Origin of the sequence: Pseudomonas donghuensis (genome assembly GCF_000696345.2) — a bacterium.
GTDB classification, from domain to species: domain Bacteria; phylum Pseudomonadota; class Gammaproteobacteria; order Pseudomonadales; family Pseudomonadaceae; genus Aquipseudomonas; species Aquipseudomonas donghuensis.
Genome location: NZ_CP071706.1, coordinates 2,717,076 through 2,741,858 on the forward strand (window position 1 = coordinate 2,717,076; position 24,783 = coordinate 2,741,858).

Consider the following 24,783-nt stretch of genomic DNA (forward strand, 5'->3'; position numbering starts at 1 on the left):
TTATTTGGCCAGGATGCCGCCTTCGGGCAACTGCGGATTGAACTCGTCGAAAAACGGATAGTGGCCGGGGCGCAGCGGGTGGATGACGACAAAGCTGGTCACCCCGGGCGACAGTACTTTCTCGACCCGCAGCGGCGTGCTTTCGAATTCCGCCGGGCCTTCGCCGAGGTTCTTCAGGACGATCTTGAAACGCTGCCCGGCTGGCACTTCGAGCAGGGCGGGGGTGAAGTGGCCGTCGCGCAGGATCAGCTCGAAGCTCGGCAACGGCGCGGCGCTCAGCGGCAAGGCCGCACAGGCGAGCAACAGGGCCAGGGCTTTCATTCAGTAACCGCCTTTCTTGCCGATCCCGGCATAGACGAACTCGTAGTGCAGTTCACAGCGTTCGAACCACGGCTCGACCCCGGTTTCCTTGTCGGTATGGCGGCCCAATGCACCATGGCCAGCCGGTGGCAGCAGGGTGAAGGTCAGCCGGTACTTGCCCGGGCCCTGGAGCTTGACGTTGTCGCCATAGTGCGGCCCGTCGTTGGCGACCATGGCGTGGAAATCGCCGCGGATGGGTGTGTCGCTGCCTTGCTTTTGCAGGCTGAAGGCGACGTTCAGGTAGGGCACGAAACTGCCTTCCTGAAAGCCCTGGCGATTGTTTTCGGTGGCCCGTACATCGGCTTCCAGGTGGATGTCGGAATCGGCGGTGGCGCGCATCATCCCGGCCGGGGCCATTTCGATCGGCTGCAGGTACACCGCACCGACCTCAAGGCCCGGGCACAATTGCGGCTCGCCAATGGGGTATTCCTTGGCGTGGGCAAGCGGGGCGATCAGGAGCAAGGCAAGAGGGAGCGAAAGGGCGCTACGCATGATGACGTCCAGGGCTGAGCAATGGGAGCCCGAGTCTAGGAAGCTTCTGTGCGAACAATAATGATTATTATCAATTTTACGGGATATCGGTCAGCGTCCTTGATCTGCATCAAGGGCAATGCCTGACCCGCGCAGTAGCGTGGAGGCTCGCCCATTGCCTGCCTGAGGCATTTCATGGCCAAGCCCTTTCCCATCAGCCCCAAGCACCCCGAGCGCATCTGCTGGGGGTGCGATCGCTACTGCGCGGCCAACGCCCTGGCCTGCGGTAACGGCGCCGACCGCACCATGCACCCGGCGGAAGTGTTCGGTGAGGACTGGAACGAGCAAGGTGATTACGGGCTGGCGTTGCCGGAGCAGCAGGGCCCCGCTCAGGATCAGGGGGCCACATAGGTGCTCTGTTGTTCAGTCAAAACAGCTGTTGACGCTTATCCAGTTGCTGGTCGACCAGCCATTTGCCGTGCGCCAGTGATGCGTGCTGGGCGTTATCAAGGTCGGCCAGGTAGGCCATCTTCACCGGCAGCGACAAGCGCCGGCTGGTGTGGCCCTCGGGATCGGTAATCAGGCATCCGGCGTTGTAGGGCGTGGGGATGCCCGGGTGGGTTTCGACGCTGGCGGTGATGGTGTGGTTGCGATGCACGCATTGAAGGGTCTTCATCGTCCTTACCTCGCTGCTGTGGTATCCAAAGCGCACCAGTCAGGGCGCTTTTTCGGGTATACCACAGCAGCCGTTCGGCTGGATCCGGGCCGACGAACGTGACCGTCAGCGGAACGCCGGCACCACTTCGTTGATGAACAGTTCCAGGGACTTTTTCTTTTCGGCATGGGGCAGGCTGTTGTCGCACCAGAAGCTGAACTCGTCGACCCCCAGCTCCTGGTAGTAGCGGATGCGCGCGATGATTTCTGCCGGGGTGCCGATCATGGTGTTCTTGCGGATGTTGTCCAGTTCGAACTCCGGACGTTCCTTGAATTTCTCTTCCGGGCTTGGTGCCAGGAAGCCGTTGTTGGGTACCTGCTTGTTGCCGAACCAGGCATCGAAGGTCCGGTAGAAACGCGAGATGGCCTGGGCGCCGACTTTCCAGCCGTCGGCGTCATCCGCGGCATGCACGTGGGTGTGGCGTAGCACCATCAATTGCGGGCGCGGTACCTCGGGGTTGTTGGCCAGGGCTGCCTCGAACTTGTTCGTAAGGTCCAGGACTTCTTCATCGCCTTTCATCAATGGCGTGACCATGACGTTGCAGCCGTGCTTGACTGCGAAGTTGTGCGAGTCCGGATCGCGCGCGGCGATCCACATCGCAGGCATGGGCTGCTGGATCGGCTTGGGCACGCAGGTCGAGGTGGGGAATTTCCAGATCTCGCCATCGTGGGCGTAGTCGCCTTGCCACAAGGCGCGCACCACCGGCACCATCTCCCGCAGGGCCTGGCCGCCTTCGGACGCCGGCATGCCAGCGGCCATGCGGTCGAATTCGAACTGGTAGGCGCCGCGGGCCAGGCCCACTTCCATGCGCCCGTTGCTGATCACATCAAGCAGGGCGCATTCACCGGCCACCCGCAACGGGTGCCAGAACGGCGCAATGATGGTCCCGGCACCCAGGTGAATGGTGCTGGTGCGCGCCGCCAGGTAGGCCAGCAGCGGCATGGGGCTGGGCGAGATGGTGTATTCCATGGCGTGGTGTTCGCCGATCCATACGGTGCTGAAACCGCCGTCTTCGGCCATCAGGGTCAGTTCGGTGAGGTCTTCGAACAGCTGGCGGTGGCTGACCTGTTCATCCCAACGTTCCATGTGTACGAACAACGAAAATTTCATAACGCATTCCTCGGATCTTGTTGTAGGTCGCCTGTCGGATCAGGCGGCATGACTCTCGACCTGCGCCCTGCGCCTGTCGTAAGAATAGTGCGGCTCAGGCGAAGGCTGGCAGTTCGGCCATCTTGCCGCGGCAGTACACCAGCGGGCTGGGGGCTTGCTCGGGGACGATGAGGTTTTTCACCGCGCCGACCATGATCGCGTGGTCGCCGCCTTCATATTCGCGCCACAGCTCGCATTCGATGATTGCCGTGGCGTTGGCCAGCAATGGATTGCCCAGTGCGCTCAGGGTCCAGTCGATGCCCTGGGCCTTGTCTTTGCCTTTGCGCGCAAAGGCATAGGCTTCGGCCTGTTGGGCACCGGACAGCAAGTGGATGGCGAAGCGCTTGTTGCGGATCAGCACCGGGTAGGAGTCGGAGCTGTAGTTGGGGCAGAACAGCACCAGCGGCGGCTCCATGGACAGCGAGCTGAAGGCGCTGGCGGTCAGGCCGACGACCTGGCCGTCGTCGTCCAGGGTGGTTATCACCGTGACGCCGGACGGGAAGGAGCCCAGGACGTTCTTGTAGACGGTTGCGTCGATCATGGCGTGGTCCTCGGAAGCAGCGGTGGTCCGCGTTTTTGTTTGATGTGTCTGATGGTATACCGTAATACCTTATTTGCAAGTGGAATTTTAAGTCGCGACGAGTGGCCCAGGATTACGCTAAAGGCCAGTAAACACGGGGCTTACAGCGTTTTTCAAAGGAAAATGGCGAGGTCAAGATCAGATCAGTTGCAGGCAAAATAGCCGGATCAGTCTTGTGGAAAAGATGGAATACCATAATATGGTTCGCAGCTGAGAGGCCGTTTCGAACACTCCGCAAGCGGTTTCCTACAAAGATAAAAACAGAACCTTTCGAGCTTATTGCCCATGTCCCAGCCGTCTTCGCAACATCAGTTGATCGAAAACCATACGGTCGATTACGTACCGCCCACCGAGCGCCACGGCAAGGCGCGCGATCTATTCACCCTGTGGTTCAGCACCAACATCGCGCCGCTGCCGATTGTCACCGGGGCGATGGTGGTCCAGGTGTTCCAGCTCGACTTTTTCTGGGGAATGCTGGCGATCGTGCTGGGGCATCTGCTCGGGGGCATCGTCATCGCCCTGGCGTCGGCCCAGGGGCCGCAGATGGGCATCCCGCAAATGGTTCAGAGCCGCGGGCAGTTCGGCCGCTATGGCGCGCTGCTGATTGTGTTCTTTGCCGCCATCATCTATGTCGGTTTCTTTATTTCCAACATCGTCCTGGCTGGCAAGTCGATCCACGGCATTGCCCCGAGCGTGCCGATGCCGGCGGCAATCGTCATCGGCGCGCTGAGTGCCACGGCCATCGGTGTGATCGGCTATCGCTTCATACATACCCTCAACCGCATCGGTACCTGGGTGATGGGCTCGGCATTGCTGGCGGGCTTTTTGATGATCTTCGCCCAGGAGCTGCCGGCCGACTTCTTCAGCCGTGGCGGTTTCAACCTGTCGGGCTGGGTCGCAACCCTGTCGCTGGGGGTGATCTGGCAGATCAGCTTTTCCCCTTACGTGTCCGACTATTCACGTTACCTGCCGCGTGAAGTGGGCATCGCACGGCCGTTCTGGGCTACCTATTTTGGCGCGACCCTGGGCACCATCCTGTCGTTCGGCTTTGGTGTCGTTGCTGTGCTGGCCGTGCCAGAGGGGACCGAGGCGATGGCGGCGGTGGAGCAGGCCACCGGTTGGTTGGGGCCGATCCTGATGGTGTTGTTCCTGCTCAACATCATCAGCCACAACGCCCTTAACCTGTATGGCGCGGTGCTGTCGATCGTGACCTCGATCCAGACCTTTGCCAGCCGCTGGACGCCGAGCATCAAACTGCGAGTGGTGCTGGCCAGTGTGATTTTGCTGGGTTGCTGCCTGGTAGCGTTGAGCGCCTCGGCGGACTTCATCGGCCAGTTCATCGGCCTGATCCTGGCACTACTGCTGGTACTGGTGCCCTGGGCGTCGATCAACCTCATCGACTTCTACCTGATCAAGCGCGGCAACTATGACATTGCCTCGATCTTTCGTGCCGATGGTGGAGTCTACGGGCGCTTCAATGCCCATGCGATCATCGCGTATGCCTGCGGGATTGTGGTGCAACTGCCGTTTGCCAATACGTCGTTGTATGTCGGGCCGTATGCCAATCTGGTGGAGGGTGCGGACTTGTCGTGGCTGATCGGGCTGCTGGTGACGTGCCCGTTGTATTACTGCCTGGCGACCCGGGGGCGGGGTCAGCTGGTACAGATCCAATGCAGGAGCGGGCTAGACCCGCGATGAGGCCAATACAGCCAGCACATCAAGTGTTGCCTGGATTGCGACCGCTGCGCGCTCGATCGCGGGGCAAGGCCCGCTCCTACAGGGTCGGTGCTGTTCTCTGGATGGATACAAGACCTGTGGGAGCTAGTATCGAAAGGCCTTGATCAGAACTCGGTCGGCTGAATGATCTCGACCCAGTAATCATCCGGGTCCTTGATAAATGCCAGGTGCTTCATGCGGCCGTCGCTCAGGCGCTTCTGGAAGGCGACGCCCAGTTGCTCGAAACGCTCGCACGCTGCACGGATATCCGGCACCGAGATGCAGATATGGCCGAAACCGCGCGGGTCGGTGTTGCCGTTGTGGTAGGCAAAGTCGGCATCGTTCTCGGTACCGTGGTTGTGGGTCAGCTCGAGGATGCCAGGGATCGACTTCATCCACTCGGTGCGCTTGGCAGCATCCGCCGGAATCTGCGCCTTGTCGACCAGGGCGAGGAAGTACAGGCTGAACTCGGCTTGCGGGAAGTCGCGCTTCTCCACCAGGCTGAAGCCCAGGACGCGGGTGTAGAAGTCCAGGGACTTGGCAACGTCCTTGACTCGCAGCATGGTGTGGTTGAAAACGAAGTTGTGGGTCGCGGCATCCGGTTGCGCGGTGACACCGGGGAGGGTGTCGAGATGGTTCAGGCTCATGGGCTCTCCGCATTTGAGGCTGGCAACAGCGCTGCCAGCAAAACAGTCAGGGCGTCATGATACGGAACTGAAGCGATTGCGCAAACGATTTGCGCCCCGACTTTGTGGGGCGGGGCGCAAGAATTAGAAGCCCGCCGAAGCGGGCGTATGGGGCGCTAGTCCGTTAGCAGCCTTCATCCTGATCCAGTCGATGTGAAAAATGTGTGAAGGTGTTTTCTACTTGCGCAACCAGCTGTCGACTGTCTTGGCACCGTACTGTTCCTTCCAGGCTTTCAGCCCGCGGTGGTTGCCGCCTTTGGTCTCGATCAGCTCGCCGGTGTGCGGGTTTTCATAGACCTTTACCACCCGTGCGCGGCGCTGTTTGGGCGCGCTGACCGAGCCTTTATGGGCGGCTTTGGGGTCGAGGATGGCAATAATATCGCGCAGGCCCTTGTCGTAGTGTTTCATCAGGTCGACAAGTTTTTTCTCGAACTCGATTTCACGCTTGAGGCCGGCGTCCTTTTTCAGCGCCTCCAATTGCGCCATTTGTTCCTGAAGGGCCTTTTCGGCTGCGCGGAACTCTGCAAGTCTGGACACTGTCATCACTCCTTTAAGTCTGCAGTGGCCCGGCATGCGTGAAGATCAGCAACATTCTGTATAACGCAGCCGCCACCGGGTTGGGCACAACATCGCACTAATTAAGAGTGTAGTAGTCGGTGCGCAGCGGGTAAACATTAAACTTTTATATTGCTGGTTATGGAACTTTCTTAATTACACCTCCTCCCCGCGTAAAGAACTAGTGGGTGCTGGGGTTGGTGCCTTAGACCATGGTCCAGTGGCCCGTTCCAGAGCGGTTGCGAGATGATGAACGGTCAACGTCGACTGTCGTCGGCGCTGGGAGCATTGTCGGCGCCGGGATCTGCGCCGGCTGTTTTTTGCCTTTCTTTCGGATTTCGCTTCTCATGTTTGCCCCATACCCTCTCGCGCCCGGGCGCAGCCTTGTTGGCCTGCTCGCGATGTTTGCTGCTGTCTCGACTCAGGCCGCTGGTTTTCTAGAAGACAGCAGCGCCAAAGTCGAAGCACGCAACGTCTACTTCAACCGTGACTTCCGTGATGGTCATACCAGTTCCAATCAGGGCGGATCAAAACGTGAAGAGTGGGCCCAGGGCTTTATTCTGAATGTACAGTCCGGCTATACCGAAGGCACTGTAGGATTTGGTGTTGATGCATTGGGTATGCTCGGGTTTAAACTCGACTCCAGCCCGGCCGACAGTAACAGTGGTCTGTTGCCGTCCAGCGGGCACGATCCGCGTCGTTCGGTAGACCAGTACGCGAAGATGGGTGTGGCCGGCAAGATGCGTTACTCGCAGACCGTGCTCAAGGTCGGTTCGATGTTGCCGGACATGCCGTTGCTCAAGTACAACGACGGCCGTTTGCTGCCGACCATGTTCCAGGGCGCGATGCTGACCTCGGAAGAGTTCAAGGACCTGAAGTTCACCGTGGCGCGCCTGGACAAGTACACCGCCCGGGACTCTACCGACCGCCAGGACATTCGTGTTCACTGCAAGAACAAACGCTACGCCTGCGATACCACGGCCGATCATTTCGACATGGCCGGCGTCGACTACAAGTTCAACGATCGCCTGAGTGCGCAGTATCAGGTGGCCAAACTTGAAAACATCTACCGTCAGCACTTCTTTGGCCTGGTCGCCAGCCAGCCGCTGAGTGTCGGCAGCCTGTCGGCAGACCTGCGCTTGATCAAGAGCGATGACATCGGCCGCGCGCGTGCCGGCGATATCGATCACCGCGCCTTCAGCGGCATGCTCGGTTATAGCCTGGGCGGGCACAAGATCAGCGCCGGCTGGCAGCGCATGTACGGCGAGAATGCCATGCCATACCTGGATGGCAGCAACCCGTACCTGGTCAACTATGCCCAGGTCAACGACTTCGCTGCGGCCCAGGAGCGTTCCTGGCAGCTGCGCTACGATTACGACTTCAAGGCCATGGGTGTACCGGGCCTGAGCTTCTTTACCCGCTACATCAACGGCGACCATATCAAGGTCCCGGGCAGCCTGGCCGAGGGCAAGGAGTGGGAACGCGACAGCGAGCTCAAGTACCAGATCCAGAGCGGCACCTTCAAGGATGTCAGCGTACGCCTGCGTAACTCGACCTACCGCAGCAACTACGAGAAGTATGCCCGTGACATGGACGAAACCCGGGTGATCGTCAGCTACAACTTCTCGATCTTCTAACCAACAGTACGTTGCCATTGCGCGCCGGCCAGCCGACTATAGGGGCTGGCCGGGCCATGGAAACGACGTGCGATGAAACAACTGCTGTTGATTGGGATCGGGCCGGGCAATCCGCGCCAGATCACCCTTGAAGCCATCGACGGGCTCAACCGTGCCCAGGTGTTCTTCGTGCTCGACAAGGGCGCGGTCAAGGATGAGTTGCTGCAACTGCGCAAAAACATCCTTGAGCGTTTTGTCGATCGGCCCGGGTACCGCCTGGTGCAGGTCGACGACCCGCTGCGCGATGGCGCGGCCAGCGACTATGTCGGCGCGGTGCAGGCGTGGCACCAGCAGCGTGCAGCGCTGTATGCCAACCTGATCGACAACGAACTGGCTGACGGCGAATGCGGCGCTTTCCTGCTCTGGGGCGAGCCGACGCTGTATGACAGCACCCTGCGCATTCTTGAGTTGGTACAGGCCGCAGGCTTGCCGCTGAGCCTTGAAGTGATCCCCGGCATCAGCAGCGTCCAGGCCCTGGCCGCCGCTCACCGCATCCCCTTGAACCGTATTGGTGAACCCCTGACCGTGCTGCCCGGGCGGCGCCTGGCTGAACAGCCACGCATCGACAACCTGGTGGTCATGCTCGATGGCCAGTGTGCCTTTGCGGCGCTGGATGACCCGCAGTTGCACATCTACTGGGGCGCTTACCTGGGCACCGCCGACCAGATCCTGATTGCCGGGCCGTTGCTTGCGGTCAAGGCGCAGATCCTCGCCGCCCGAGAACAGGCGCGGGCGCGCAAGGGCTGGATCATGGACACTTATCTGCTGCGTCGGCCGCTGTAGCCAGGCGGTTCTTGGCCTCGATCCACTGGGCCATGTACTGGGTGCTCTTGTGCTGGTGGTGACGGAGCATGGCGCCGGTGAAGTTGAACAGCCGGTGCTGGTCGAGGTCGGCCAGGGCGTATTCGATCCGTTCGACCAGGGCGCTGGCGTGCTGGCGTCGGTCGTAGCGTGCGCTGAGCAAGCGGCGCGCGTCCTGCTGAGCCTGGTTCCAGCGCGTTTCATCGCTGTACAGCGTTGCCGCGGCTTCGGTCAGGCCTTCGGCGGTGTCGGCGATCGCCCCAGGCCAGGGCAGGGCGCCATGCATGGCTTCGGCGCCGATGGGGGTGGTGACGCTGGGCGTGCCGCATTGCATGGCATCGGTAAGCTTGCCCTTGATCCCGGCGCCAAAGCGCAGCGGTGCCAGGCAGATGCGCGCGTTGCTCATCACTTGCAGGGCGTCTTCGGCCCAGTTCATGATGTGAAAGCCTTCGCCCGGTTTATGCAGGGCGGTGGCCTTGGGCGGAGTGTAGGCGCCGTAGATATGCAACTGCGCTTGCGGCAGGCGCCGACGGATCATCGGCCACAGGCTGTTCTTCATCCACAGCACGGCATCCCAGTTCGGTGCATGGCGAAAGTTGCCGATGCTGAGGAAATGCGCACGCTCGGCGAATGGTTTGAACGGCTCGCTGGGCGCATCGAGCATCAACGGGCACCAGTGCAGCAGGTGCTCGGGCACGCCGAAGCCATTGAGCAGCAGGTCGATCTCGACATCGGAGATCATCAGGCTCAGATCGCTGCGGTAGATGGCGGCGAGTTCGCGCAAGGTCAGGTCGGCGCTGGCCATCTGCCGATAGAGGTCGGGGCCGGACGTGTTGAATAGCGCGCGAAAGTCATTCGGGTCCAGGCCCTCGACCAGGCGCCTGCGCAGCAATTGCTGACGGGCATCGCGCAGGCTTTGCAGGTCGGAGGTTTCCAGCACGCGCAGGGCGTTGGGGCAGTGTTTTTCGACGCGCCAGCCGAACTGCTCTTCCATCATGAAACGGTCGAATAGCACCACGTCCGGTGCCAGTTCGCTGACAAAGCGGTCGAAGCTGCTGTCGTTGAGGGCGATGGCCTGTTCGGCAATGCCCAGGCTGGCCAGGTCGGCCTTGTGCTCGCCGATGGCTGCGGGGCTGCTGAAGGTAATGCGCCAGCCGCGCTGCACGAAGCTTTCAAGGATCTGCATCATGTGCGAGCCGGCAGCTGATGAGCGTGGCTCGGGCCAGACGTAGCCAATGACCAGGACGTTGAGGGCGCGGGTAAGCATGGCGATCGGGGACCTTGGCAAAAGCGCGTATTAAAGCAGATTCCACCTCCACTTATCCTTGAACTGCCGGGAGAATGCCCTGCACTGTGTCACGCAACTGATCAATGCTGAACGGCTTGGCGATCTGGTGCATGCCAGCCGGCACCTCCAGGTTGTCGCCATAGCCACTGGCAAACAGCACCGGCAATGCCGGGCGCAACTTCCGGGCCTCGACGGCCAAGGCCTTGCCGTCCATGTCCGGCAGGCCGACATCGGTCATCAGCAACGCCAACGGTTGTTGCAGATCTTTCAATGTCTTCAGTGCCGCTTGAGCATCGGCAGCTTCGAGCACCTGATAGCCAAGCTCTACCAGCACCTCGACCGTCAGCATGCGCACGATAGCGTCATCTTCGACGACGAGCAGGGGCTGGGGTGTCTGCGCCATGGTGGGTTTCCTGTACAAAAAGTCTGTGCATTATCTGTAAGCCGGGCACGCCTTGAGGTTCCCTCTACGCTGGATAAAGCTTCCCGAATGAGCAGCATAGCGGTCTATCAGAAAGCAGGGAACGTTTGCGCAAAGTACCGCTCAAATGCTGGCTAAATGCCCTACCAGAATGGCCAAAGGCGTTTAGACTCGGAGTAGGAAAGGCTGGCAGAGTGGCCTCTCCAGCGGAAAACAGAACGATCACTCGAAAATCCACCACACTCTTTCGTTTGCTTCCTTTGCTCGGGCGTCTTGAGATGATTCAACCAGCCTCAATCGATCAGCGTAGCTTCCGTAAACTGTTGGCCCGCAACATCGGCCTGCCCCTGGGGGTTGGACTGCTCAGTGCCGTGGTGTTCGTGACCATCATCAGTTACCTGTTGTCGGCCATCCAACGGGTCGAGCATACCGACCGGGTGATCAACAATGCCAACGAGACGATCAAGCTCTCGATCGACATGGAAACCGGCATGCGCGGCTTCCTGCTCACCGGCGAAGAGCGCTTCCTGGACCCCTATGCAGTGGCCAAGCCGCAGGTGATGGTCGGGATCAAAGGCCTGGAGCTACTGGTGGCTGACAACCCGCAACAGGTCGATCGCCTGGAACGTGTGCTGGGCCTGCAGGAAGAATGGAACGCCTTCGCCAACACGATGATCAGCCTGCGCCGTGACAACGGCAATTATCGCCAGGCTATCGGTTCGGGGCGGGGCAAGCGCCTGACTGATCAGATCCGCAAGGAATTCGACGCGTTCATTGCCATGGAGCAACAGTTGCGGGTGGCACGCAACGACAAGGTCAATACCACCACCCTGGTGTCGATCTCCGTGTACCTGGTGTTTGTCATCCTGCTCAGCGCCCTGCTGGCCTACCTGGGCCGCCGCGACCTGTTGGCGCTGTCCAGCCGCTATGCCAGCAGCCTTGAGTCGCAGCAACGTGCCAACCAGCGCCTGGAGCGCCAGGCCTGGTTGCGTACCGGGCAGACCGAGCTGGCCGGCCAGGTACTGGGACAGTTGACCCTGCCGATGCTCGGCAACAATATCCTGCGCTTCTTTGCCGGTTACCTGGGCAGCGCCGTGGGTGCCCTGTATGTCCGCGACGAGCACGGTGGGTTGCGCCGGATGGCCAGCTACGGGCTGTCAGCCGAACAGGCTGCGCAGGATCAGGTCGTCGGCAGCCAGGAAGGTATTCTGGCCCAGGCAGTGATTCAGGAGCGCCTGCTGCGCCTGGACGATCTGCCGGCTGACTATTTCAAGGTCAGCAGTGGCCTGGGCGAGGGTTTGCCGCGTAGCGTGCTGGTGATCCCGACCCGCAACGACGGGCAAGTCAATGGCGTGGTCGAACTGGGCTTTTTGCGCAGCCTGGATGAGCGCGAGCTGGAGTTCCTCGAGCTGGTTGCCGGCAACCTGGGCACCTCGATCGAAAGCGCGCGCTACCGCCAGCGCCTGCAAGAGGTGCTGGCTGAAACCCAGCAGCTCAACGAAGAGTTGCAGGTCCAGCAGGAAGAGCTGAAAACGGCCAACGAGGAGCTTGAAGAACAGTCGCGGGTACTCAAGGAGTCCCAGGCCCACTTGGAAATCCAACAGGCCGAGCTTGAACAGACCAACGAGCAACTGGCCGAGCGCACCGAAGCGCTGGCCGAACAGCGGGATGTCCTGGATCGCAAGAACGGCGAGCTGAACGAGGCCCAGGTCGAGCTGCAGGAGCGCGCCGAAGAGCTGCAGCGCTCAAGCAAGTACAAGTCCGAGTTCCTCGCCAACATGTCCCACGAGCTGCGTACGCCGCTCAACAGTTCACTGATCCTGGCCAAGTTGCTGGCCGAGAACGCCGAAGAGAATCTGACCGACGAGCAGGTCAAGTTTGCCGAGTCGATCTATTCGGCGGGCAATGACCTGCTCAACCTGATCAATGACATCCTCGATATCGCCAAGGTCGAGGCCGGCAAGCTTGAAGTGCGTCCGGAAACCACCCACGTGGCGCGACTGACCGAAGGCTTGCGCACGCTGTTCGAGCCGCTGGCCAATGAGAAGCAGCTGGGCTTCACCGTCTCGGTCGAGCCGCAGGTGCCGCCGACCCTGTACACCGACCGCCAGCGCCTGGAGCAGATCCTCAAGAACCTGCTGTCCAACGCCGTGAAGTTCACCGAGCGCGGCGAGGTGAGCCTGAGCGTTGGCTGGCAGGCCGGCGCGGGTATCGTTTTCTCGGTGCGCGACAGCGGCATCGGGATTGCCGCCGATCAGCAGCAGAGCATTTTCGAAGCGTTCCACCAGGCCGACGGCACCACCAACCGCCGCTATGGCGGCACCGGCCTCGGCTTGTCCATTTCACGGGACCTGGCGCAGCTGCTTGGCGGCCAGATCAGCGTCGACAGCAGCCTGGGCAAGGGCAGCGTGTTCAGCTTGACCCTGCCGGAGCGTTACGAGCCGATTGTTGATCAAGGCCCGGCGGTGATCGTGCATCAGCCAGCCGTGGTGGTCGCCGCCCCCGCGCCTGAAGTTGAGCCAGCGCCATGCCAGGCGCCGGGTTTTGCCGACGACCGCGACCAGGCGCCGTTCAGCAACCGCTGCATCCTGGTGATCGAGGACGAGCCGAATTTTGCCCGCATCCTCTACGACCTGGCCCATGAGCTGGGCTACAGCTGCCTGGTCGCCCAGGCTGCCGACGAGGGCTTTGAGCTGGCGGCAAGCTTCATCCCCGACGCGGTGTTGCTGGACATGCGCCTGCCGGATCATTCCGGGCTGACCGTGCTGCAGCGGCTCAAGGAGCAGGCCAGTACCCGGCACATTCCGGTGCATGTGATCTCGGTCGAGGACCGGGTCGAGGCAGCGCTGCACATGGGCGCCATTGGCTACGCGGTAAAACCGGCCACCCGTGAAGAACTCAAGCAGGTGTTCGCCCGCCTTGAAGCCAAGCTGACCCAAAAGCTCAAGCACATCCTGCTGGTCGAGGATGACGACCTGCAGCGCGAGAGCATCGCCCGCCTGATCGGCGACGAAGACATCGAGATCACCGCCGTGGGCATGGCCCAGCAAGCCCTGGACCTGCTGCGCGAGAATATCTACGACTGCATGATCATCGACCTCAAGCTGCCGGACATGCTCGGCAACGAATTGCTCAAGCGCATGTCCGACGACGACATCCGCGCGTTCCCGCCGGTGATCGTCTACACCGGGCGCAACCTGACCCGCGAAGAAGAGGCCGACCTGCTCAAGTACTCGCGCTCGATCATCATCAAGGGCGCGCGCTCGCCTGAGCGCCTGCTCGATGAAGTGACGCTGTTTCTGCACAAAGTCGAATCCACGTTGTCCCATGAGCGACAGCGCATGCTCAAGACCGCGCGCAGCCGCGACAAGGTCTTCGAAGGGCGCAAGCTGCTGGTGGTGGATGACGACGTACGTAACATCTTTGCCCTGACCAGCGCCCTGGAGCACAAGGGGGCGATTGTCGAGATCGGGCGCAATGGCCGCGAAGCCATCGAGCGCCTGGAACTGCACGAGGACATCGACCTGGTGCTGATGGATGTGATGATGCCGGAGATGGACGGCTATGAAGCCACCCGCCTGATCCGCAAGGACCCGCGCTGGCGCAAGCTGCCGATCATCGCCGTCACCGCCAAGGCGATGAAGGATGACCAGGAGCGTTGCCTGCAAGCCGGGGCCAACGACTACCTGGCCAAGCCCATCGACCTGGACCGCCTGTTCTCGCTGATCCGTGTCTGGCTGCCGCAACTGGAGCGAATTTGAGTATTGAACGCAACACCGATATTGAAATCCGGCTGTTGATCGAGGCGATCTACCTCAAGTACAGCTACGACTTTCGCGATTACTCCGGCGCCTCGATCAAGCGCCGGATCCAGTACGCCTTGCGTCAGTTCGACTGCAAGACCGTCTCGGCCCTGCAGGAGCGGGTGCTGCACGATCCGAGCATGTTCATGCAGTTGCTGCAGTTCCTGACCATCCCGGTCAGCGAGATGTTCCGCGACCCCGAGCATTTGCTCGCGGTACGCCAGGAAGTGGTGCCGCTGCTGCGCACCTGGCCGTCGATCAAGATCTGGATCGCCGGCTGCAGTACCGGCGAGGAGGTCTATTCGATGGCCATCCTGCTGCGTGAGGAGGGCTTGCTGGAACGCACCATCATCTATGCCACCGACATCAACCCCAGCTCCCTGGAGAAAGCCAAGCAGGGCATCTACAGCATGCAGAACATGCGCCTGTATGCCGAAAACTACCGCAAGGCAGGCGGGCGGGGCGAGCTCAGCGACTACTACACCGCGGCCTATGGCAACGCCATCGTCGACAGCAGCCTGCGCGACAACGTGACCTTCGCCGACCATAGCCTGGCGACCGACAGCGTGTTCTCCGAAACCCAGTTGATCTCCTGCCGCAACGTGCTGATCTACTTCAACAAGACCCTCCAGGACCGCGCCTTCGGCCTGTTCCACGAGTCGCTGTGTCATCGCGGCTTCCTGGTGCTGGGCAGCAAGGAAACACTGGACTTCTCGGCCTATTCCGACAAGTTCGAGGCGCTGGTCAAGCCCGAACGGATCTACCGCAAATCATGAACGGGGTCCAGGCGATTGCCCTTGGCGCCTCGGCAGGGGGCGTCACTGCCTTGCTCACGGTGTTGCACGCCTTGCCGCCAGCGTTTCGCATTCCGATGCTATGTGTGCTGCACCTGCCGGACGACCGCCATAGCCACCTGGCCGAGGTTCTTGGCCGAAGGCTCAAATGCCCGGTGCATGAAGCCCGTGACAAGGAGGACATCGCTCCCGGCACCCTCTACGTCGCCGGGCCGGGGTATCACCTGTCAGTGGAACGCGACCACAGCCTGTCGTTGAGCCAGGAAGAACGCGTGCATTTTTCCCGGCCGTCGATCGACGTGTTGTTCGAGTCGGCGGCCGACGCCTACGGCCCGGGCCTGCTCGGGGTGCTCCTGACCGGCGCCAATGAAGACGGTGCCCACGGCCTGGCACGGATCAAGCAACAGGGCGGGCGCACTGTCGTGCAGGACCCCTCACAGGCGCAAGCGTCGACCATGCCGCGTGCGGCGCTGGCGTTGCACCAGCCCGACTACATACTCCCCTTGAATGGCATCGGGCAATTGCTCGCCAGCCTGGAAGCCCCTGAATGCTAAGGCACATACAAGCAAAACTGCTGATCGTCGATGACCTGCCAGAGAACCTGCTGGCCCTGGAGGCATTGATCAAAGGCGAAGACCGCGAGGTGCACCAGGCCCAGTCTGCCGACCAGGCCCTGGCGCTGTTGCTCGAACACGAGTTCGCCCTGGCGATCCTTGATGTGCAAATGCCCGGAATGAACGGCTTCGAACTGGCCGAGCTGATGCGCGGCACCGAGAAGACCAAGAACATTCCCATTGTCTTTGTCAGCGCCGCCGGGCGCGAGATGAACTACGCCTTCAAAGGGTATGAAAGTGGCGCGGTGGATTTTCTGCACAAGCCCCTGGACAGCCTGGCGGTCAAAAGCAAGGTGACGGTGTTCGTCGACCTGTTCCGCCAGCGCAAGGCCCTTGGTCAGCAACTGGAAGCCCTGCAGCGCAGCCGCGAGGAGCAGGAACAGCTGCTGGCGCAGTTGCAGGTCACCCGCCGCGAGCTCGAACATGCTGTGCGCATGCGCGATGACTTCATGTCGATCGTCTCCCATGAAGTGCGCACGCCGTTGAACGGCCTGATCCTGGAAACCCAGCTGCGTAAGTTGCACTTGGCCAAGGGCAACGCCGATGCCTTCACCCTGGACAAGCTGCGCGCCATGGTCGAGCGTGACGAGCGGCAGATCAACAGCCTGATCCGCTTGATTGAAGACATGCTCGACGTCTCGCGGATCCGCACCGGCAAGCTCTCCATACGCCCTGGCCAGTTCGACCTGGGGCAATTGGTCGGCGGCTTGATCGAAAACTTCCAGGCCCAGGCCGTGGCCGCCGAGTCGCAGCTCGAATTCAACGCGGGTGTCACGCTGGCGGGGATGTGGGATGAGTTCCGGATCGAGCAGGTGGTCGCCAACCTGCTGACCAACGCCCTGCGCTACGGGGCGAAAAAACCGGTGCAGGTGCGCACCTTCGAGCAGGGCGGCATGGCCTGTGTGGAGGTGCGCGACCATGGCATCGGCATCAGTGAGCACAACCAGCAGCGGATCTTCCAGCAGTTCGAACGGGTCGCCTCCAGCCAGAGCAGCGCGGGGCTGGGCCTTGGCCTGTATATTTCCGAGCAGATCGTCCTGGCCCATGGCGGCAGCATCGGCGTGCACAGCGTCGAGGGTGAGGGCGCGACCTTTACCGTGCGTCTGCCGCTGCCGCAGGCATTGCGTGAAAATGGCCGGTCGCAGGCAACCTCTGCCTGAGGCCAGGGTCGTATGGCGATGTTATCGAGCATTTTAGAGAGCAAGGCATTGGCATGAGTGAAGATGCGCAGGACGTCGTACTGGTGGTCGAAGACGAGCCGGTGATTCGCATGATTCTCGAGGACTACCTCAAGGGTGAGGGTTATCACGTGCTGGTGGCGCAAGACGGCAAGCAGGCCTTTGATATTCTGGCGCGCAAGCCGCACCTGGACCTGATCGTCACTGACATGCGTTTGCCGGGCGGGATCTGCGGGGTACAGATCGCCGAGCCCGCCGTCAAACTGAGGCCGGACTTGAAGGTGATCTTCATCAGCGGTTACCCGGCAGAAATCCGCGAATCAGGCAGCCCGATCGCCTTCACGGCGCCAATCCTGGCCAAGCCGTTTGACCTGGACAGCCTGCGTGACCAGATTCAGGAGCTGTTGCGCTAGTGTCCTGGTGACACTTCCCACGCTATCCCTCACAGGTGGCTGATTTCCCTCACCGTGCAAAAAGCGTCCGATAGCTACCTTGTGAATCGCCACAGGGAACAGGCGCTGCGCTTTATCGTCCGGCAGGGGGACGCCACCAATACCGGTGGTGAGGCACGTGGTGGTTGTACACAACATCCGCTAGGTGGTCGGGCCATTGCACGAATCGGCGACCCGTCTATTGCCCGCGCTGTCGGTCGCATCGTGCCATCGGGAGACAGCTACCTGCCACTGGAACCCGAGTCCCAAGCCTGCATCGACGCCCATGGCATTCCCTACAGCGCCTGGTGACTCATGCCATCGAATTCAGGCTTTCACCGCGCAAGGTCCGCTCGATCCCGCCCAACAGCATGCTTTCCATCAGCGCCAGGCCCTGGGCCTGGGGCAGTTGCGAGGCTTGCAGCCAGCCAGGCAGGCTGTTGAGCAAGTTGGCGATGACATGGGCAGTGACTTCAAGTGCCTTGCCGCGCAAGGTTGCCTTGGGCACTAACAGACGCAGCAGAGCGCTTTCATACTGTTGACGCAATTGGCCGATGTGAACCTGTTGCTCAGCACTCAGGCAGCACAGGTCACGCTCGGCCAGACGAAACTGCAGCGGCCGCTCGGCATGCAGGCCCCAGTGGGCGGCAATCACCTCGCCCAAGGTCTGCTGCTGGGCTCGACGTCCCGGGTTGAGCGTGGCCAACAACTCCTCGAACAGCTCTTCGATCAGATCGAACAGCAAGTGCTGTTTGCTCGGAAAGTGGTGGTACAAGGAGCCTGCCGTCAGCCCCAGGTGCGCGGCCAGTTCACGCATGCTGACCTGGCCGAACCCCTTCTCGGCGAACAACTCCAGGGCCTTGTCACGCCGCTCTTCAAAGTTCGCACAGCGCAAAGCGGCGTCCATGGCAGGGCTCCCTAGTAGGTGAAGAAACCGCGACCGCTCTTGCGCCCCAGGTAGCCGGCGGCAACCATTTCCTTGAGCAGCGGAGCAGGGCGGTATTTGCTGTCGTTGTAGCCTTCGTGGAAGGCTTCGATGATCGCCAGCAGGGTGTCCAGGCCGATCAGGTCGGCCAGGGCCAGCGGGCCGATCGGCTGGTTGCAGCCCAGGCGCATGCCGGTGTCGATGTCTTCGGCGCTGGCCAGGCCTTCCTGGAGGACGAAGATCGCTTCGTTGATCATCGGCACCAGGATGCGATTGACCACAAAGCCCGGGCGGTTGCCGGCACTGATCGGCGTCTTGCCGACTTTCTCGGTCAGGGCCAGAGCCTTGGCGTAGGTGGCATCACTGGTTTGCAGGCCGCGAATGATCTCGACCAGGGCCATCATCGGCACCGGGTTGAAGAAGTGCACGCCAATAAAGCGCTCAGGCAGGCCGACCGCCGCGCCCAGTTGGGTGATCGACAGCGACGAGGTGTTGGTGGCAATCACGCACTGGTCGCTGACGCTGGCGGCGATCTGCTTAAGGATGCGCAGCTTGAGCTCGAGGTTTTCAGTGGCGGCCTCAATGACCAGCCCGGCCTGCTGCAGCTGCCCGTAGTCGGTGCTGGTGCGAATCCGCACCAGCGCCGCTTCGGCGTCTTCAGCGGTGAGGGTCTGCTTGCTGACCTGGCGCTCGAGGTTCTTGCGCAAGGTGGCGACGCCGCGCTCCAGGGCCGCGTCGGTCACATCGATCAGGGTGACCTGGTAACCGGCCAGCGCACAGACCTGGGCAATACCGTTGCCCATGGTGCCGGCGCCGATCACGGCAATATTTTCAATACTCAACTTAAACTCCTTGCTCAAACGCGTTCGAAGACGATGGCGATGCCCTGGCCGCCACCGATGCACATGGTTGCCAGCGCGTAGCGGCCCTGAATGCGCTGCAGTTCATGGATGGCCTTGGTGGCGATGATAGCGCCCGTGGCGCCGACCGGGTGCCCCAGGGAAATGCCCGAACCGTTGGGGTTGACCTTTTCCGGGTCGAAGCCCAGTTCACCGGCGACTGCACAGGCCTGTGCGGCGAAGGCTTCGTTGGACTCGATCACATCGAGGTCGGCGACGCTGAGGCCGGCCTTGTCCAGCACCTTGCGGGTTGCCGGTACCGGGCCCAGGCCCATCAGTTCGGGCTCGACGCCAGCGTGGGCGTAGGCTACCAGGCGCGCCAAAGGCTGCAAGTTATGGCGTTTGACGAAGTCACCGGTAGCCAGCACCAGTGCCCCAGCACCGTCGTTCAGGCCACTGGCGTTGCCAGCGGTGACGGTACCGTCTTTCTTGAACACGGCCTTCATGCCAGCGAGCTGCTCGGCGGTTACTTCGCCGCGTACATGCTCGTCGACCTCGAAGCGTACCGGGCCTTTGCGGCTGGGAATCTCGATCGGCACGATCTGGCTGGCGAAGCGGCCTTCGGCGATGGCGCGGGCGGCGCGGCGCTGGCTGGTCAGGGCCAGTTCATCCTGCATCTGGCGGGTGATGCCATTGCGCTCGGCAACGTTCTCGGCGGTGATGCCCATATGAAAGCCGGCGAACGGGTCGTGGAGGATGCCGAGCATATAGTCGACGCCCTGCAGATCACCCATGCGCGCACCCCAGCGGGCTTGCGGCAGCAGGTAAGGGCCGCGGCTCATGGATTCGGCGCCAGCGGCGACAACCGCTTCGGCATCGCCCAGCAGCAGGCTTTGCGCGGCTGAAACGATGGCCTGCAGGCCCGAGCCGCACAGACGGTTGACATTGAAGGCCGGGGTTTCCTTGGGAATACCGGCGTTCATCGCCGCGACCCGGGCCAGGTAAGCGTCGCGCGCCTCGGTCGGAATGACGTTGCCCATGACCACATGGCCGATCTGTTCGGGTGCCACACCGGCGCGCTCGATGGCGGCGCGGGTCACGCTGCTGGCCAGATCCGCCAGGGGCAGGTCCTTGAGGGCGCCGCCGAAGCTGCCGATGGCCGAGCGTACGGCGCTGACTACGTAGATGTCCGGGGTATTCATGATCGACTCCAGTGTGCGAAAGCGTGGCGTGGCGGGGCTGGCGTCTGCCAGAATGCTGCCCACGGCCACCTTCAGGTTGGCTTTGAGTCTAGGCAAAGCCTGCGGGCGGGCCTATGCCATAACTGTCCAGTGACACTGGTATTTTTTGCCACACCCTTGCGGAAACCGCCATGCGGGAAAACGATACAGTCGCCGTTTACTTCGTCCATACCATGCTCCATGCCCTGCGCGCCCAGCCTGAGCGGGCCGTCGCGCTGCTGGTCGAAGCCGGTATCGATCCGGCAGTGCTGCAAGCGCCCGCCGCGCGTGTGCCGGCGCCGACCTTTGCGCGCTTGTGGTTGTTACTGATCGAGGCCCTGAACGATGAGTTTTTCAACCTCGACAGCCATGGCATGCCGCAGGGCAGTTTTGCCCTGATCTGCCGCGGCCTGATCCAGGAGCCAACCTTGGAAAAGGCCCTGCGCCAGTGCCTGAACAACTTTGCGCTGTTCTTGCGCGATATTCGCGGGCAATTGACGGTCAGGGGCGCACGCGCGGTGATCAGCCTGCGCACCGCCATCGACGACCCGCTGACACGGGTGTATGCCGAAGAAACCTTCCTCGCGCTGGTGATCAGCCTGCTGTGCTGGCTGGCGGGGCGGCGAATCGTGATTGACCGCACGGCGCTGACCGACAGGCGCCCGGCCCAGGAGGATGATCCGTTACTCTGGGGCGCCAACGTGCAACTGGGCAGTGGCCACACCGAGATCGAATTTGCTGCTGAATACCTGCGCTTGCCGGTGGTCCAGGACCTGACGGCATTGAAGACCTTCCTGCGCAGCGCCCCGCAATGGTTGGTAATCCGCTACCGCAACCAGAATGGCCAGGTGGCCCAGGTGTATCGCTACCTGCGTGCCCGCCAGTACGGCCAGTGGCCGACCCTGCTGGCCATGGCCGAGCGCCAGGGTTTGAGCCCCAGCAGCTTTCGCCGCCAACTGGAGCGTGAAGGCCGCTCGTACCAGCAGATCAAGGACGAGGTGCGTCGGGCCATGGCTTTTGAATGCCTGCGCCAGCCGCACCTGAGTATTGCCGAAGTCGCCGAGCACACGGGCTTCCAGGAGCCCAGTGCGTTTCACCGGGCGTTCAAGAAGTGGACTGGCGAAAGCCCCGGCAGCTATCGTCAGCGCATGCTCAGTCCTGCAGCCGCGCCGCCAGTTGCTTGACCCTGACCAGGTCGCCACCGGCTACCTTGGCCACGCCCTTGCCATATTCAGGATCGGCCTTGTACAGGTACGACAGCATGATGTGCTTGCTGTCGTCATCGCTGCTGGCCAATGACTGGCCGAAGCTGTTGATCAGGTCGCGGCGGTCTTTCTTGTCGTAAGAACGGAACAGTTCACCGGCTTGCTTGAAGTTCTGCTGGCGCTCGATGCCCTGTTGTTGGGTGCTGCCGCTCAAGGGTAGCCGGCTGTAGCGCGCCGACTCGGTCGAGGGGCGCGGCATCAGGCGGCTGGGTTCGTAGTTGACCCCGCCAACCGTGCGTGAGGCATTCAGGGCGCCATCCTGGTTGGCGTTGTTGACCTTGACCCTGGGCTGGTTGATCGGCAGGCCGCCAGCATTGGCGCCAACCCGGTACATCTGGGTGTCGGCATAAGAGAACAGCCGGCCCTGCAGCAGGCGATCCTCCGAGGGCTCGATGCCCGGAATCAGGTTGGAAGGCGCGAGCGCCACCTGTTCGGTTTCCTGGAAGAAGTTGCTGACGTTGCGGTTGAGCACCATCTGCCCGACTTTTCGTTCAGGTACCCCTGGCCAGATCTTGGTCGGGTCCAGGGGGTCGAAGTCAAAACCCGCCAGTTGCTCGGGTTTGAGGGTCTGGATGTACAGCTCCCACTTCGGATGGTCGCCGCGGTTGATGGCATTGACCAAGTCGCTGGTCATGTGGCTGAAATCATGCCCCTGAATCTTGGCCACCTCGCCAGGGGTGAGGTTCTTCTGGCCTTGCAAGGTTTTCCAGCGGAACTTCACGTAGGTGGTTTCACCGTCCCTGTTGACGAACTTGTAGGCATGCACGCTGTTGCCGTCCATGTGTCGATAGCTCAGTGGCGTGCCTTCGTTGGAATACAGCAGGGTCAGGGTGCGGGTGGCTTCGGGCATGTGCGAGAGCAGGTCGAAGCGCCGCGCGTCGTTGCCCAGATTGGTGCGTGGGTCGGGCTTGAAGGCGTGGACCATGTCGGGGAACTTGATCGCATCGCGGATGAAGAAGGTCGGGAAGTTGTTGCCGACCAGGTCCCAGTTGCCATCGGCGGTGTAGAACCGCGTGGCGAAGCCGCGCGGGTCGCGCAGGGTTTCCGGTGAATGCAGGCCGTGTACTACCGAAGAGAAACGCACGAATACCGGGGTACGCTCGCCAGGGGTGAACACCTTGGCCCGGGTCAGCTCAGAAATGTCGCTGGAGGCGATGAACTCGCCATGGGCACCGGTACCGCGGGCATGAACGACACGCTCAGGTATGCGCTCGCGGTCGAAGCGCTGAAGCTTCTGGATCAACTGCACATCCTGCAGGAGGGCGGGGCCAGTGCCGCCGGCAGTCTGCGAGTTCTGGTTGTCGCCAACCGGGGCGCCATTGTCGCGGGTCAGCGGAGCGGCGAGGGCGCTGCTGGCAATCAGCACGGCTGAGGCGAGTATGCCCAATGTGTAGCCTGAAAAACTGCGGGTGCTCATGATGACTGTCCTGTCATGGAAGGGGAGCAGCCGATGATAGAAACGACGGGACAGTGTACCCAGATGGGTTTTCATTACGCGGCGTCAGACTTCTCCGGAACTCGCTGGCGACTATGGGGGGGACCCGACACTGCCTCAGTGCCGGGTTGCTGCAGCGCCTCTACGGCATTTGCTTGAGCAACTGCTGCAAGCGCGCCTGGCCTGCAGTGTCGAGGGCGAATACCGGCCGCCGCGGTTCACCCACCGGCAAGCCGGTCATGCCCAGCCCGGCCTTGATGGTCGCCGGCAGGCCACCCTTGAGGATGAACTCCAACAGTGGCAGTTGACGGTAGAACACCGCCTTGGCCGCGTTCAGGTCGTTGGCCTGCACGGCCTGGTACAGCTGCTGGTTCAGCGCGGGGATCAGGTTCGGTGCGGCGGTGCACCAGCCGCTGGCGCCGGCCACGAATGCCTCCAGGGCCAACGGGTTGCAACCGTTGTAGAACGGTACCTTGCCCTCGCCGAGCAACTGCAGCTTGTGCATGCGCTGGATGTCGCCGGTGCTCTCCTTGACCATGGTCACGTTTTCGACCTCGCGCACGATGCGCAGGATCAGATCCACCGACATGTCGGTACCGCTGGTGGCCGGGTTGTTGTAGAGCATGATCGGCAGCTTGATGCTGGCGCCAATGGCTCGGTAGTGCTCGAAAATCTCCGCTTCGGTGAGCTTCCAGTAGGCCGCCGGCAGCACCATCACCGCATCGGCGCCGTGTTCCTGGGCAAAGCGCGCACGGCGAATGGCGCCGGCAGTGGTCAGGTCGGAGACGCTGACGATGGTCGGTACCCGCCCGGCAATGTGGCGCAGGCTGAACGCGGCCACCTGTTGCCATTCCAGGTCGCTCAGGTAGGCGCCTTCGCCGGTGCTGCCGAGGGGGGCGATGGCATGCACGCCGCCGTCGATCAGGCGGTCGATCGAGCGGCCGAGGGCGTCGAGGTCAAGCTGCTCGCCGTCGGCACTGAACGGGGTGATGGTGTAGCCGATGATGCCGTGAAAAGTCTTGGACATGAAATCTACTCCGCAAGGTAAGTAAAAAAGCTCGGATCAGTTCAGGCAGTCGCCATGCACCCGCAGGCACTGGCGCGCATAGTAGTTGAAGGCAGCGCTGTGGCGTTTGGGCCGGGAGATCCAGTCATGGGCTTCACGGCCCAGCTCAGGGGCAATCGGCTTGATGCTGCCGGCGGCCATGGCCAGCAGTTGCAGCTTGGCGGCGCGCTCGATCAACTGGGCAATCACGCAGGCTTCCTCGATGCTGGCGCCGGTCGACAACTGGCCGTGGTGCGAGAGCAGGATGGCGCGCTTGTCGCCCAGGGCTGCACTGATGATCTCGCCTTCTTCGTTGCCCACCGGCACGCCGGGCCAGGCTTCGAGAAACGCGCAATCGTCGTACAGCGGGCAGAGGTCCATGTGCGACACCTCAAGCGGCACTTCCAGCATCGACAGGGCGGCGACGTGGGTCGGGTGGGTGTGGATGATGCAGTTCACATCCGGCCGCGCGCGGTACACCCAGCTGTGGAAGCGGTTGGCCGGGTTGGGCATGCCCTGGCCTTCGAGCACTTCCAGGTCTTCGTTGACCAGCAACAGGTTGCTGGCAGTGATTTCGTCGAAGCCCAGGCCCAGTTGCTGGGTGTAGAAGGTGCCCGGTTGCGGACCGCGGGCGCTGATTTGCCCGGCAAGGCCGGAGTCGTGGCCGTTGTCGAACAGAATCCGGCAGGTCAATGCCAGCTTTTCGCGCACAGTCCACGTATTATCGGCAAGCGAGCCTTGCATCTGCTTAAGGGCCTGCTGAATCAGCTGGTCCTTGGGGAGTGCCATTGTCTTGGCCATGGGGCTATCCTCGGT

Annotated in this window: 26 protein-coding genes; 11 read left to right on the forward strand and 15 right to left on the reverse strand. The window is 61.9% G+C overall.

Annotated features, from left to right (window positions below; genetic code table 11):
- Window positions 1–321 (reverse strand): cupredoxin domain-containing protein, encoded by a 321-nt coding sequence (locus BV82_RS12640; RefSeq protein WP_036995865.1) that lies wholly within the window; start codon window positions 319–321, stop codon window positions 1–3.
- Window positions 322–852, reverse strand: coding sequence for an iron transporter (locus BV82_RS12645; protein WP_010221959.1), 531 nt, complete (start codon window positions 850–852; stop codon window positions 322–324).
- A 174-nt stretch (window positions 853–1,026) separates the two neighbouring features.
- Between BV82_RS12645 and BV82_RS12650 the strand changes: the two genes are divergently transcribed.
- On the forward strand, window positions 1,027–1,242 hold the full coding sequence (locus BV82_RS12650; protein ID WP_010221960.1) for a DUF3079 domain-containing protein: 216 nt from the start codon (window positions 1,027–1,029) through the stop codon (window positions 1,240–1,242).
- Between the two features lie 16 nt (window positions 1,243–1,258).
- On the opposite strand, the gene BV82_RS12655 is transcribed toward BV82_RS12650, so the two are convergent.
- The 3 genes from BV82_RS12655 to BV82_RS12665 form a co-directional block, all read right to left on the reverse strand.
- Window positions 1,259–1,507 carry a hypothetical protein gene (locus tag BV82_RS12655; RefSeq protein ID WP_010221961.1) on the reverse strand — a complete coding sequence of 83 codons (249 nt, stop codon included), beginning with the start codon at window positions 1,505–1,507 and terminating at the stop codon, window positions 1,259–1,261.
- Window positions 1,508–1,612: 105 nt separating this feature from the next.
- Window positions 1,613–2,656: an LLM class flavin-dependent oxidoreductase gene (locus BV82_RS12660; protein WP_010221962.1), complete on the reverse strand. Its 1,044-nt coding sequence runs from the start codon at window positions 2,654–2,656 to the stop codon at window positions 1,613–1,615.
- A 94-nt stretch (window positions 2,657–2,750) separates the two neighbouring features.
- Window positions 2,751–3,236 (reverse strand): flavin reductase family protein, encoded by a 486-nt coding sequence (locus BV82_RS12665; protein ID WP_036995864.1) that lies wholly within the window; start codon window positions 3,234–3,236, stop codon window positions 2,751–2,753.
- 324 nt (window positions 3,237–3,560) lie between these two features.
- Here BV82_RS12665 and BV82_RS12670 point away from each other — a divergent pair, with 324 nt between their 5' ends.
- Window positions 3,561–4,973: a purine-cytosine permease family protein gene (locus BV82_RS12670; RefSeq protein ID WP_036995863.1), complete on the forward strand. Its 1,413-nt coding sequence runs from the start codon at window positions 3,561–3,563 to the stop codon at window positions 4,971–4,973.
- A 143-nt stretch (window positions 4,974–5,116) separates the two neighbouring features.
- Here the strand turns inward: BV82_RS12670 and gloA are convergent, their stop codons facing one another.
- Window positions 5,117–5,638, reverse strand: coding sequence for a lactoylglutathione lyase (gloA, locus tag BV82_RS12675; RefSeq protein WP_010221965.1), 522 nt, complete (start codon window positions 5,636–5,638; stop codon window positions 5,117–5,119).
- A gap of 216 nt (window positions 5,639–5,854) precedes the next feature.
- Window positions 5,855–6,214 carry a histone-like nucleoid-structuring protein, MvaT/MvaU family gene (locus tag BV82_RS12680; RefSeq protein WP_036995862.1) on the reverse strand — a complete coding sequence of 120 codons (360 nt, stop codon included), beginning with the start codon at window positions 6,212–6,214 and terminating at the stop codon, window positions 5,855–5,857.
- A 365-nt stretch (window positions 6,215–6,579) separates the two neighbouring features.
- Between BV82_RS12680 and BV82_RS12685 the strand changes: the two genes are divergently transcribed.
- On the forward strand, window positions 6,580–7,869 hold the full coding sequence (locus BV82_RS12685; protein WP_010221967.1) for an OprD family porin: 1,290 nt from the start codon (window positions 6,580–6,582) through the stop codon (window positions 7,867–7,869).
- A gap of 72 nt (window positions 7,870–7,941) precedes the next feature.
- Window positions 7,942–8,691, forward strand: coding sequence for a precorrin-6A synthase (deacetylating) (cobF, locus tag BV82_RS12690; protein ID WP_010221968.1), 750 nt, complete (start codon window positions 7,942–7,944; stop codon window positions 8,689–8,691).
- On the opposite strand, the gene BV82_RS12695 is transcribed toward cobF, so the two are convergent.
- Complete coding sequence (locus tag BV82_RS12695; protein ID WP_036995861.1) at window positions 8,657–9,976, reverse strand: glycosyltransferase; 1,320 nt, start codon at window positions 9,974–9,976, stop codon at window positions 8,657–8,659. The two genes, cobF and BV82_RS12695, sit on opposite strands and share 35 nt — an antisense overlap.
- A 52-nt stretch (window positions 9,977–10,028) precedes the next feature.
- Window positions 10,029–10,400 (reverse strand): response regulator, encoded by a 372-nt coding sequence (locus BV82_RS12700; protein WP_010221970.1) that lies wholly within the window; start codon window positions 10,398–10,400, stop codon window positions 10,029–10,031.
- 296 nt (window positions 10,401–10,696) lie between these two features.
- Between BV82_RS12700 and BV82_RS12705 the strand changes: the two genes are divergently transcribed.
- The 6 genes from BV82_RS12705 (at window position 10,697) to BV82_RS12730 (ending at window position 17,550) form a co-directional block, all read left to right on the forward strand.
- The gene (locus BV82_RS12705; protein WP_036995860.1) at window positions 10,697–14,179 is read left to right on the forward strand and encodes a response regulator; all 3,483 of its coding nucleotides are present in this window, start codon (window positions 10,697–10,699) and stop codon (window positions 14,177–14,179) included.
- A complete protein-coding gene (locus BV82_RS12710) occupies window positions 14,176–14,997 on the forward strand; it encodes a CheR family methyltransferase (RefSeq protein WP_010221972.1) in 822 nt (273 codons plus the stop codon). Before BV82_RS12705 ends, BV82_RS12710 begins: the two co-directional genes overlap by 4 nt.
- The gene (locus tag BV82_RS12715; RefSeq protein WP_036995859.1) at window positions 14,994–15,569 is read left to right on the forward strand and encodes a chemotaxis protein CheB; all 576 of its coding nucleotides are present in this window, start codon (window positions 14,994–14,996) and stop codon (window positions 15,567–15,569) included. The genes BV82_RS12710 and BV82_RS12715 overlap by 4 nt, the downstream gene beginning before the upstream one ends.
- Window positions 15,563–16,789: a hybrid sensor histidine kinase/response regulator gene (locus tag BV82_RS12720; protein ID WP_010221974.1), complete on the forward strand. Its 1,227-nt coding sequence runs from the start codon at window positions 15,563–15,565 to the stop codon at window positions 16,787–16,789. The genes BV82_RS12715 and BV82_RS12720 overlap by 7 nt, the downstream gene beginning before the upstream one ends.
- Window positions 16,790–16,842: 53 nt before the next feature.
- Window positions 16,843–17,220, forward strand: coding sequence for a response regulator (locus BV82_RS12725; RefSeq protein WP_036995858.1), 378 nt, complete (start codon window positions 16,843–16,845; stop codon window positions 17,218–17,220).
- Between the two features lie 81 nt (window positions 17,221–17,301).
- A complete protein-coding gene (locus BV82_RS12730; RefSeq protein WP_145997603.1) occupies window positions 17,302–17,550 on the forward strand; it encodes a PAAR domain-containing protein in 249 nt (82 codons plus the stop codon).
- Between the two features lies 1 nt (window position 17,551).
- Here BV82_RS12730 and BV82_RS12735 read toward each other — a convergent pair whose 3' ends face one another.
- The 3 genes from BV82_RS12735 to BV82_RS12745 are packed head-to-tail and all read right to left on the reverse strand — an operon-like array spanning window position 17,552 to window position 20,204.
- On the reverse strand, window positions 17,552–18,145 hold the full coding sequence (locus tag BV82_RS12735) for a TetR/AcrR family transcriptional regulator (RefSeq protein ID WP_010221976.1): 594 nt from the start codon (window positions 18,143–18,145) through the stop codon (window positions 17,552–17,554).
- A gap of 11 nt (window positions 18,146–18,156) precedes the next feature.
- Window positions 18,157–19,005, reverse strand: a complete 849-nt coding sequence (locus BV82_RS12740) for a 3-hydroxybutyryl-CoA dehydrogenase (RefSeq protein WP_010221977.1) — start codon at window positions 19,003–19,005, stop codon at window positions 18,157–18,159.
- A 14-nt stretch (window positions 19,006–19,019) separates the two neighbouring features.
- Complete coding sequence (locus BV82_RS12745) at window positions 19,020–20,204, reverse strand: acetyl-CoA C-acyltransferase family protein (RefSeq protein WP_036995856.1); 1,185 nt, start codon at window positions 20,202–20,204, stop codon at window positions 19,020–19,022.
- Between the two features lie 170 nt (window positions 20,205–20,374).
- Here BV82_RS12745 and BV82_RS12750 point away from each other — a divergent pair, with 170 nt between their 5' ends.
- Window positions 20,375–21,406 carry an AraC family transcriptional regulator gene (locus BV82_RS12750; protein WP_010221979.1) on the forward strand — a complete coding sequence of 344 codons (1,032 nt, stop codon included), beginning with the start codon at window positions 20,375–20,377 and terminating at the stop codon, window positions 21,404–21,406.
- Here BV82_RS12750 and BV82_RS12755 read toward each other — a convergent pair.
- The 3 genes from BV82_RS12755 to BV82_RS12765 all read right to left on the reverse strand — a co-directional run bounded on the left by BV82_RS12755 (window position 21,375) and on the right by BV82_RS12765 (window position 24,768).
- The gene (locus BV82_RS12755) at window positions 21,375–22,904 is read right to left on the reverse strand and encodes a catalase (protein WP_036995854.1); all 1,530 of its coding nucleotides are present in this window, start codon (window positions 22,902–22,904) and stop codon (window positions 21,375–21,377) included. The genes BV82_RS12750 and BV82_RS12755 overlap by 32 nt on opposite strands.
- Window positions 22,905–23,064: 160 nt before the next feature.
- The gene (locus BV82_RS12760; protein WP_036995853.1) at window positions 23,065–23,949 is read right to left on the reverse strand and encodes a dihydrodipicolinate synthase family protein; all 885 of its coding nucleotides are present in this window, start codon (window positions 23,947–23,949) and stop codon (window positions 23,065–23,067) included.
- A 36-nt stretch (window positions 23,950–23,985) separates the two neighbouring features.
- The gene (locus tag BV82_RS12765) at window positions 23,986–24,768 is read right to left on the reverse strand and encodes an aldolase (protein WP_010221983.1); all 783 of its coding nucleotides are present in this window, start codon (window positions 24,766–24,768) and stop codon (window positions 23,986–23,988) included.
- Window positions 24,769–24,783: the final 15 nt, after the last annotated feature.

What these genes read in the sequence shown, in the direction of transcription:
- BV82_RS12640 (WP_036995865.1), bottom strand. Translation starts at nt 321, where the DNA reads ATGAAAGCCCTGGCCCTGTTGCTCGCCTGTGCGGCCTTGCCGCTGAGC.
- BV82_RS12645 (WP_010221959.1), bottom strand. Translation starts at nt 852, where the DNA reads ATGCGTAGCGCCCTTTCGCTCCCTCTTGCCTTGCTCCTGATCGCCCCG.
- BV82_RS12650 (WP_010221960.1), top strand. Translation starts at nt 1,027, where the DNA reads ATGGCCAAGCCCTTTCCCATCAGCCCCAAGCACCCCGAGCGCATCTGC.
- BV82_RS12655 (WP_010221961.1), bottom strand. Translation starts at nt 1,507, where the DNA reads ATGAAGACCCTTCAATGCGTGCATCGCAACCACACCATCACCGCCAGC.
- BV82_RS12660 (WP_010221962.1), bottom strand. Translation starts at nt 2,656, where the DNA reads ATGAAATTTTCGTTGTTCGTACACATGGAACGTTGGGATGAACAGGTC.
- BV82_RS12665 (WP_036995864.1), bottom strand. Translation starts at nt 3,236, where the DNA reads ATGATCGACGCAACCGTCTACAAGAACGTCCTGGGCTCCTTCCCGTCC.
- BV82_RS12670 (WP_036995863.1), top strand. Translation starts at nt 3,561, where the DNA reads ATGTCCCAGCCGTCTTCGCAACATCAGTTGATCGAAAACCATACGGTC.
- gloA (WP_010221965.1), bottom strand. Translation starts at nt 5,638, where the DNA reads ATGAGCCTGAACCATCTCGACACCCTCCCCGGTGTCACCGCGCAACCG.
- BV82_RS12685 (WP_010221967.1), top strand. Translation starts at nt 6,580, where the DNA reads ATGTTTGCCCCATACCCTCTCGCGCCCGGGCGCAGCCTTGTTGGCCTG.
- cobF (WP_010221968.1), top strand. Translation starts at nt 7,942, where the DNA reads ATGAAACAACTGCTGTTGATTGGGATCGGGCCGGGCAATCCGCGCCAG.
- BV82_RS12695 (WP_036995861.1), bottom strand. Translation starts at nt 9,976, where the DNA reads ATGCTTACCCGCGCCCTCAACGTCCTGGTCATTGGCTACGTCTGGCCC.
- BV82_RS12700 (WP_010221970.1), bottom strand. Translation starts at nt 10,400, where the DNA reads ATGGCGCAGACACCCCAGCCCCTGCTCGTCGTCGAAGATGACGCTATC.
- BV82_RS12705 (WP_036995860.1), top strand. Translation starts at nt 10,697, where the DNA reads ATGATTCAACCAGCCTCAATCGATCAGCGTAGCTTCCGTAAACTGTTG.
- BV82_RS12715 (WP_036995859.1), top strand. Translation starts at nt 14,994, where the DNA reads ATGAACGGGGTCCAGGCGATTGCCCTTGGCGCCTCGGCAGGGGGCGTC.
- BV82_RS12720 (WP_010221974.1), top strand. Translation starts at nt 15,563, where the DNA reads ATGCTAAGGCACATACAAGCAAAACTGCTGATCGTCGATGACCTGCCA.
- BV82_RS12725 (WP_036995858.1), top strand. Translation starts at nt 16,843, where the DNA reads ATGAGTGAAGATGCGCAGGACGTCGTACTGGTGGTCGAAGACGAGCCG.
- BV82_RS12735 (WP_010221976.1), bottom strand. Translation starts at nt 18,145, where the DNA reads ATGGACGCCGCTTTGCGCTGTGCGAACTTTGAAGAGCGGCGTGACAAG.
- BV82_RS12745 (WP_036995856.1), bottom strand. Translation starts at nt 20,204, where the DNA reads ATGAATACCCCGGACATCTACGTAGTCAGCGCCGTACGCTCGGCCATC.
- BV82_RS12750 (WP_010221979.1), top strand. Translation starts at nt 20,375, where the DNA reads ATGCGGGAAAACGATACAGTCGCCGTTTACTTCGTCCATACCATGCTC.
- BV82_RS12755 (WP_036995854.1), bottom strand. Translation starts at nt 22,904, where the DNA reads ATGAGCACCCGCAGTTTTTCAGGCTACACATTGGGCATACTCGCCTCA.
- BV82_RS12760 (WP_036995853.1), bottom strand. Translation starts at nt 23,949, where the DNA reads ATGTCCAAGACTTTTCACGGCATCATCGGCTACACCATCACCCCGTTC.
- BV82_RS12765 (WP_010221983.1), bottom strand. Translation starts at nt 24,768, where the DNA reads ATGGCCAAGACAATGGCACTCCCCAAGGACCAGCTGATTCAGCAGGCC.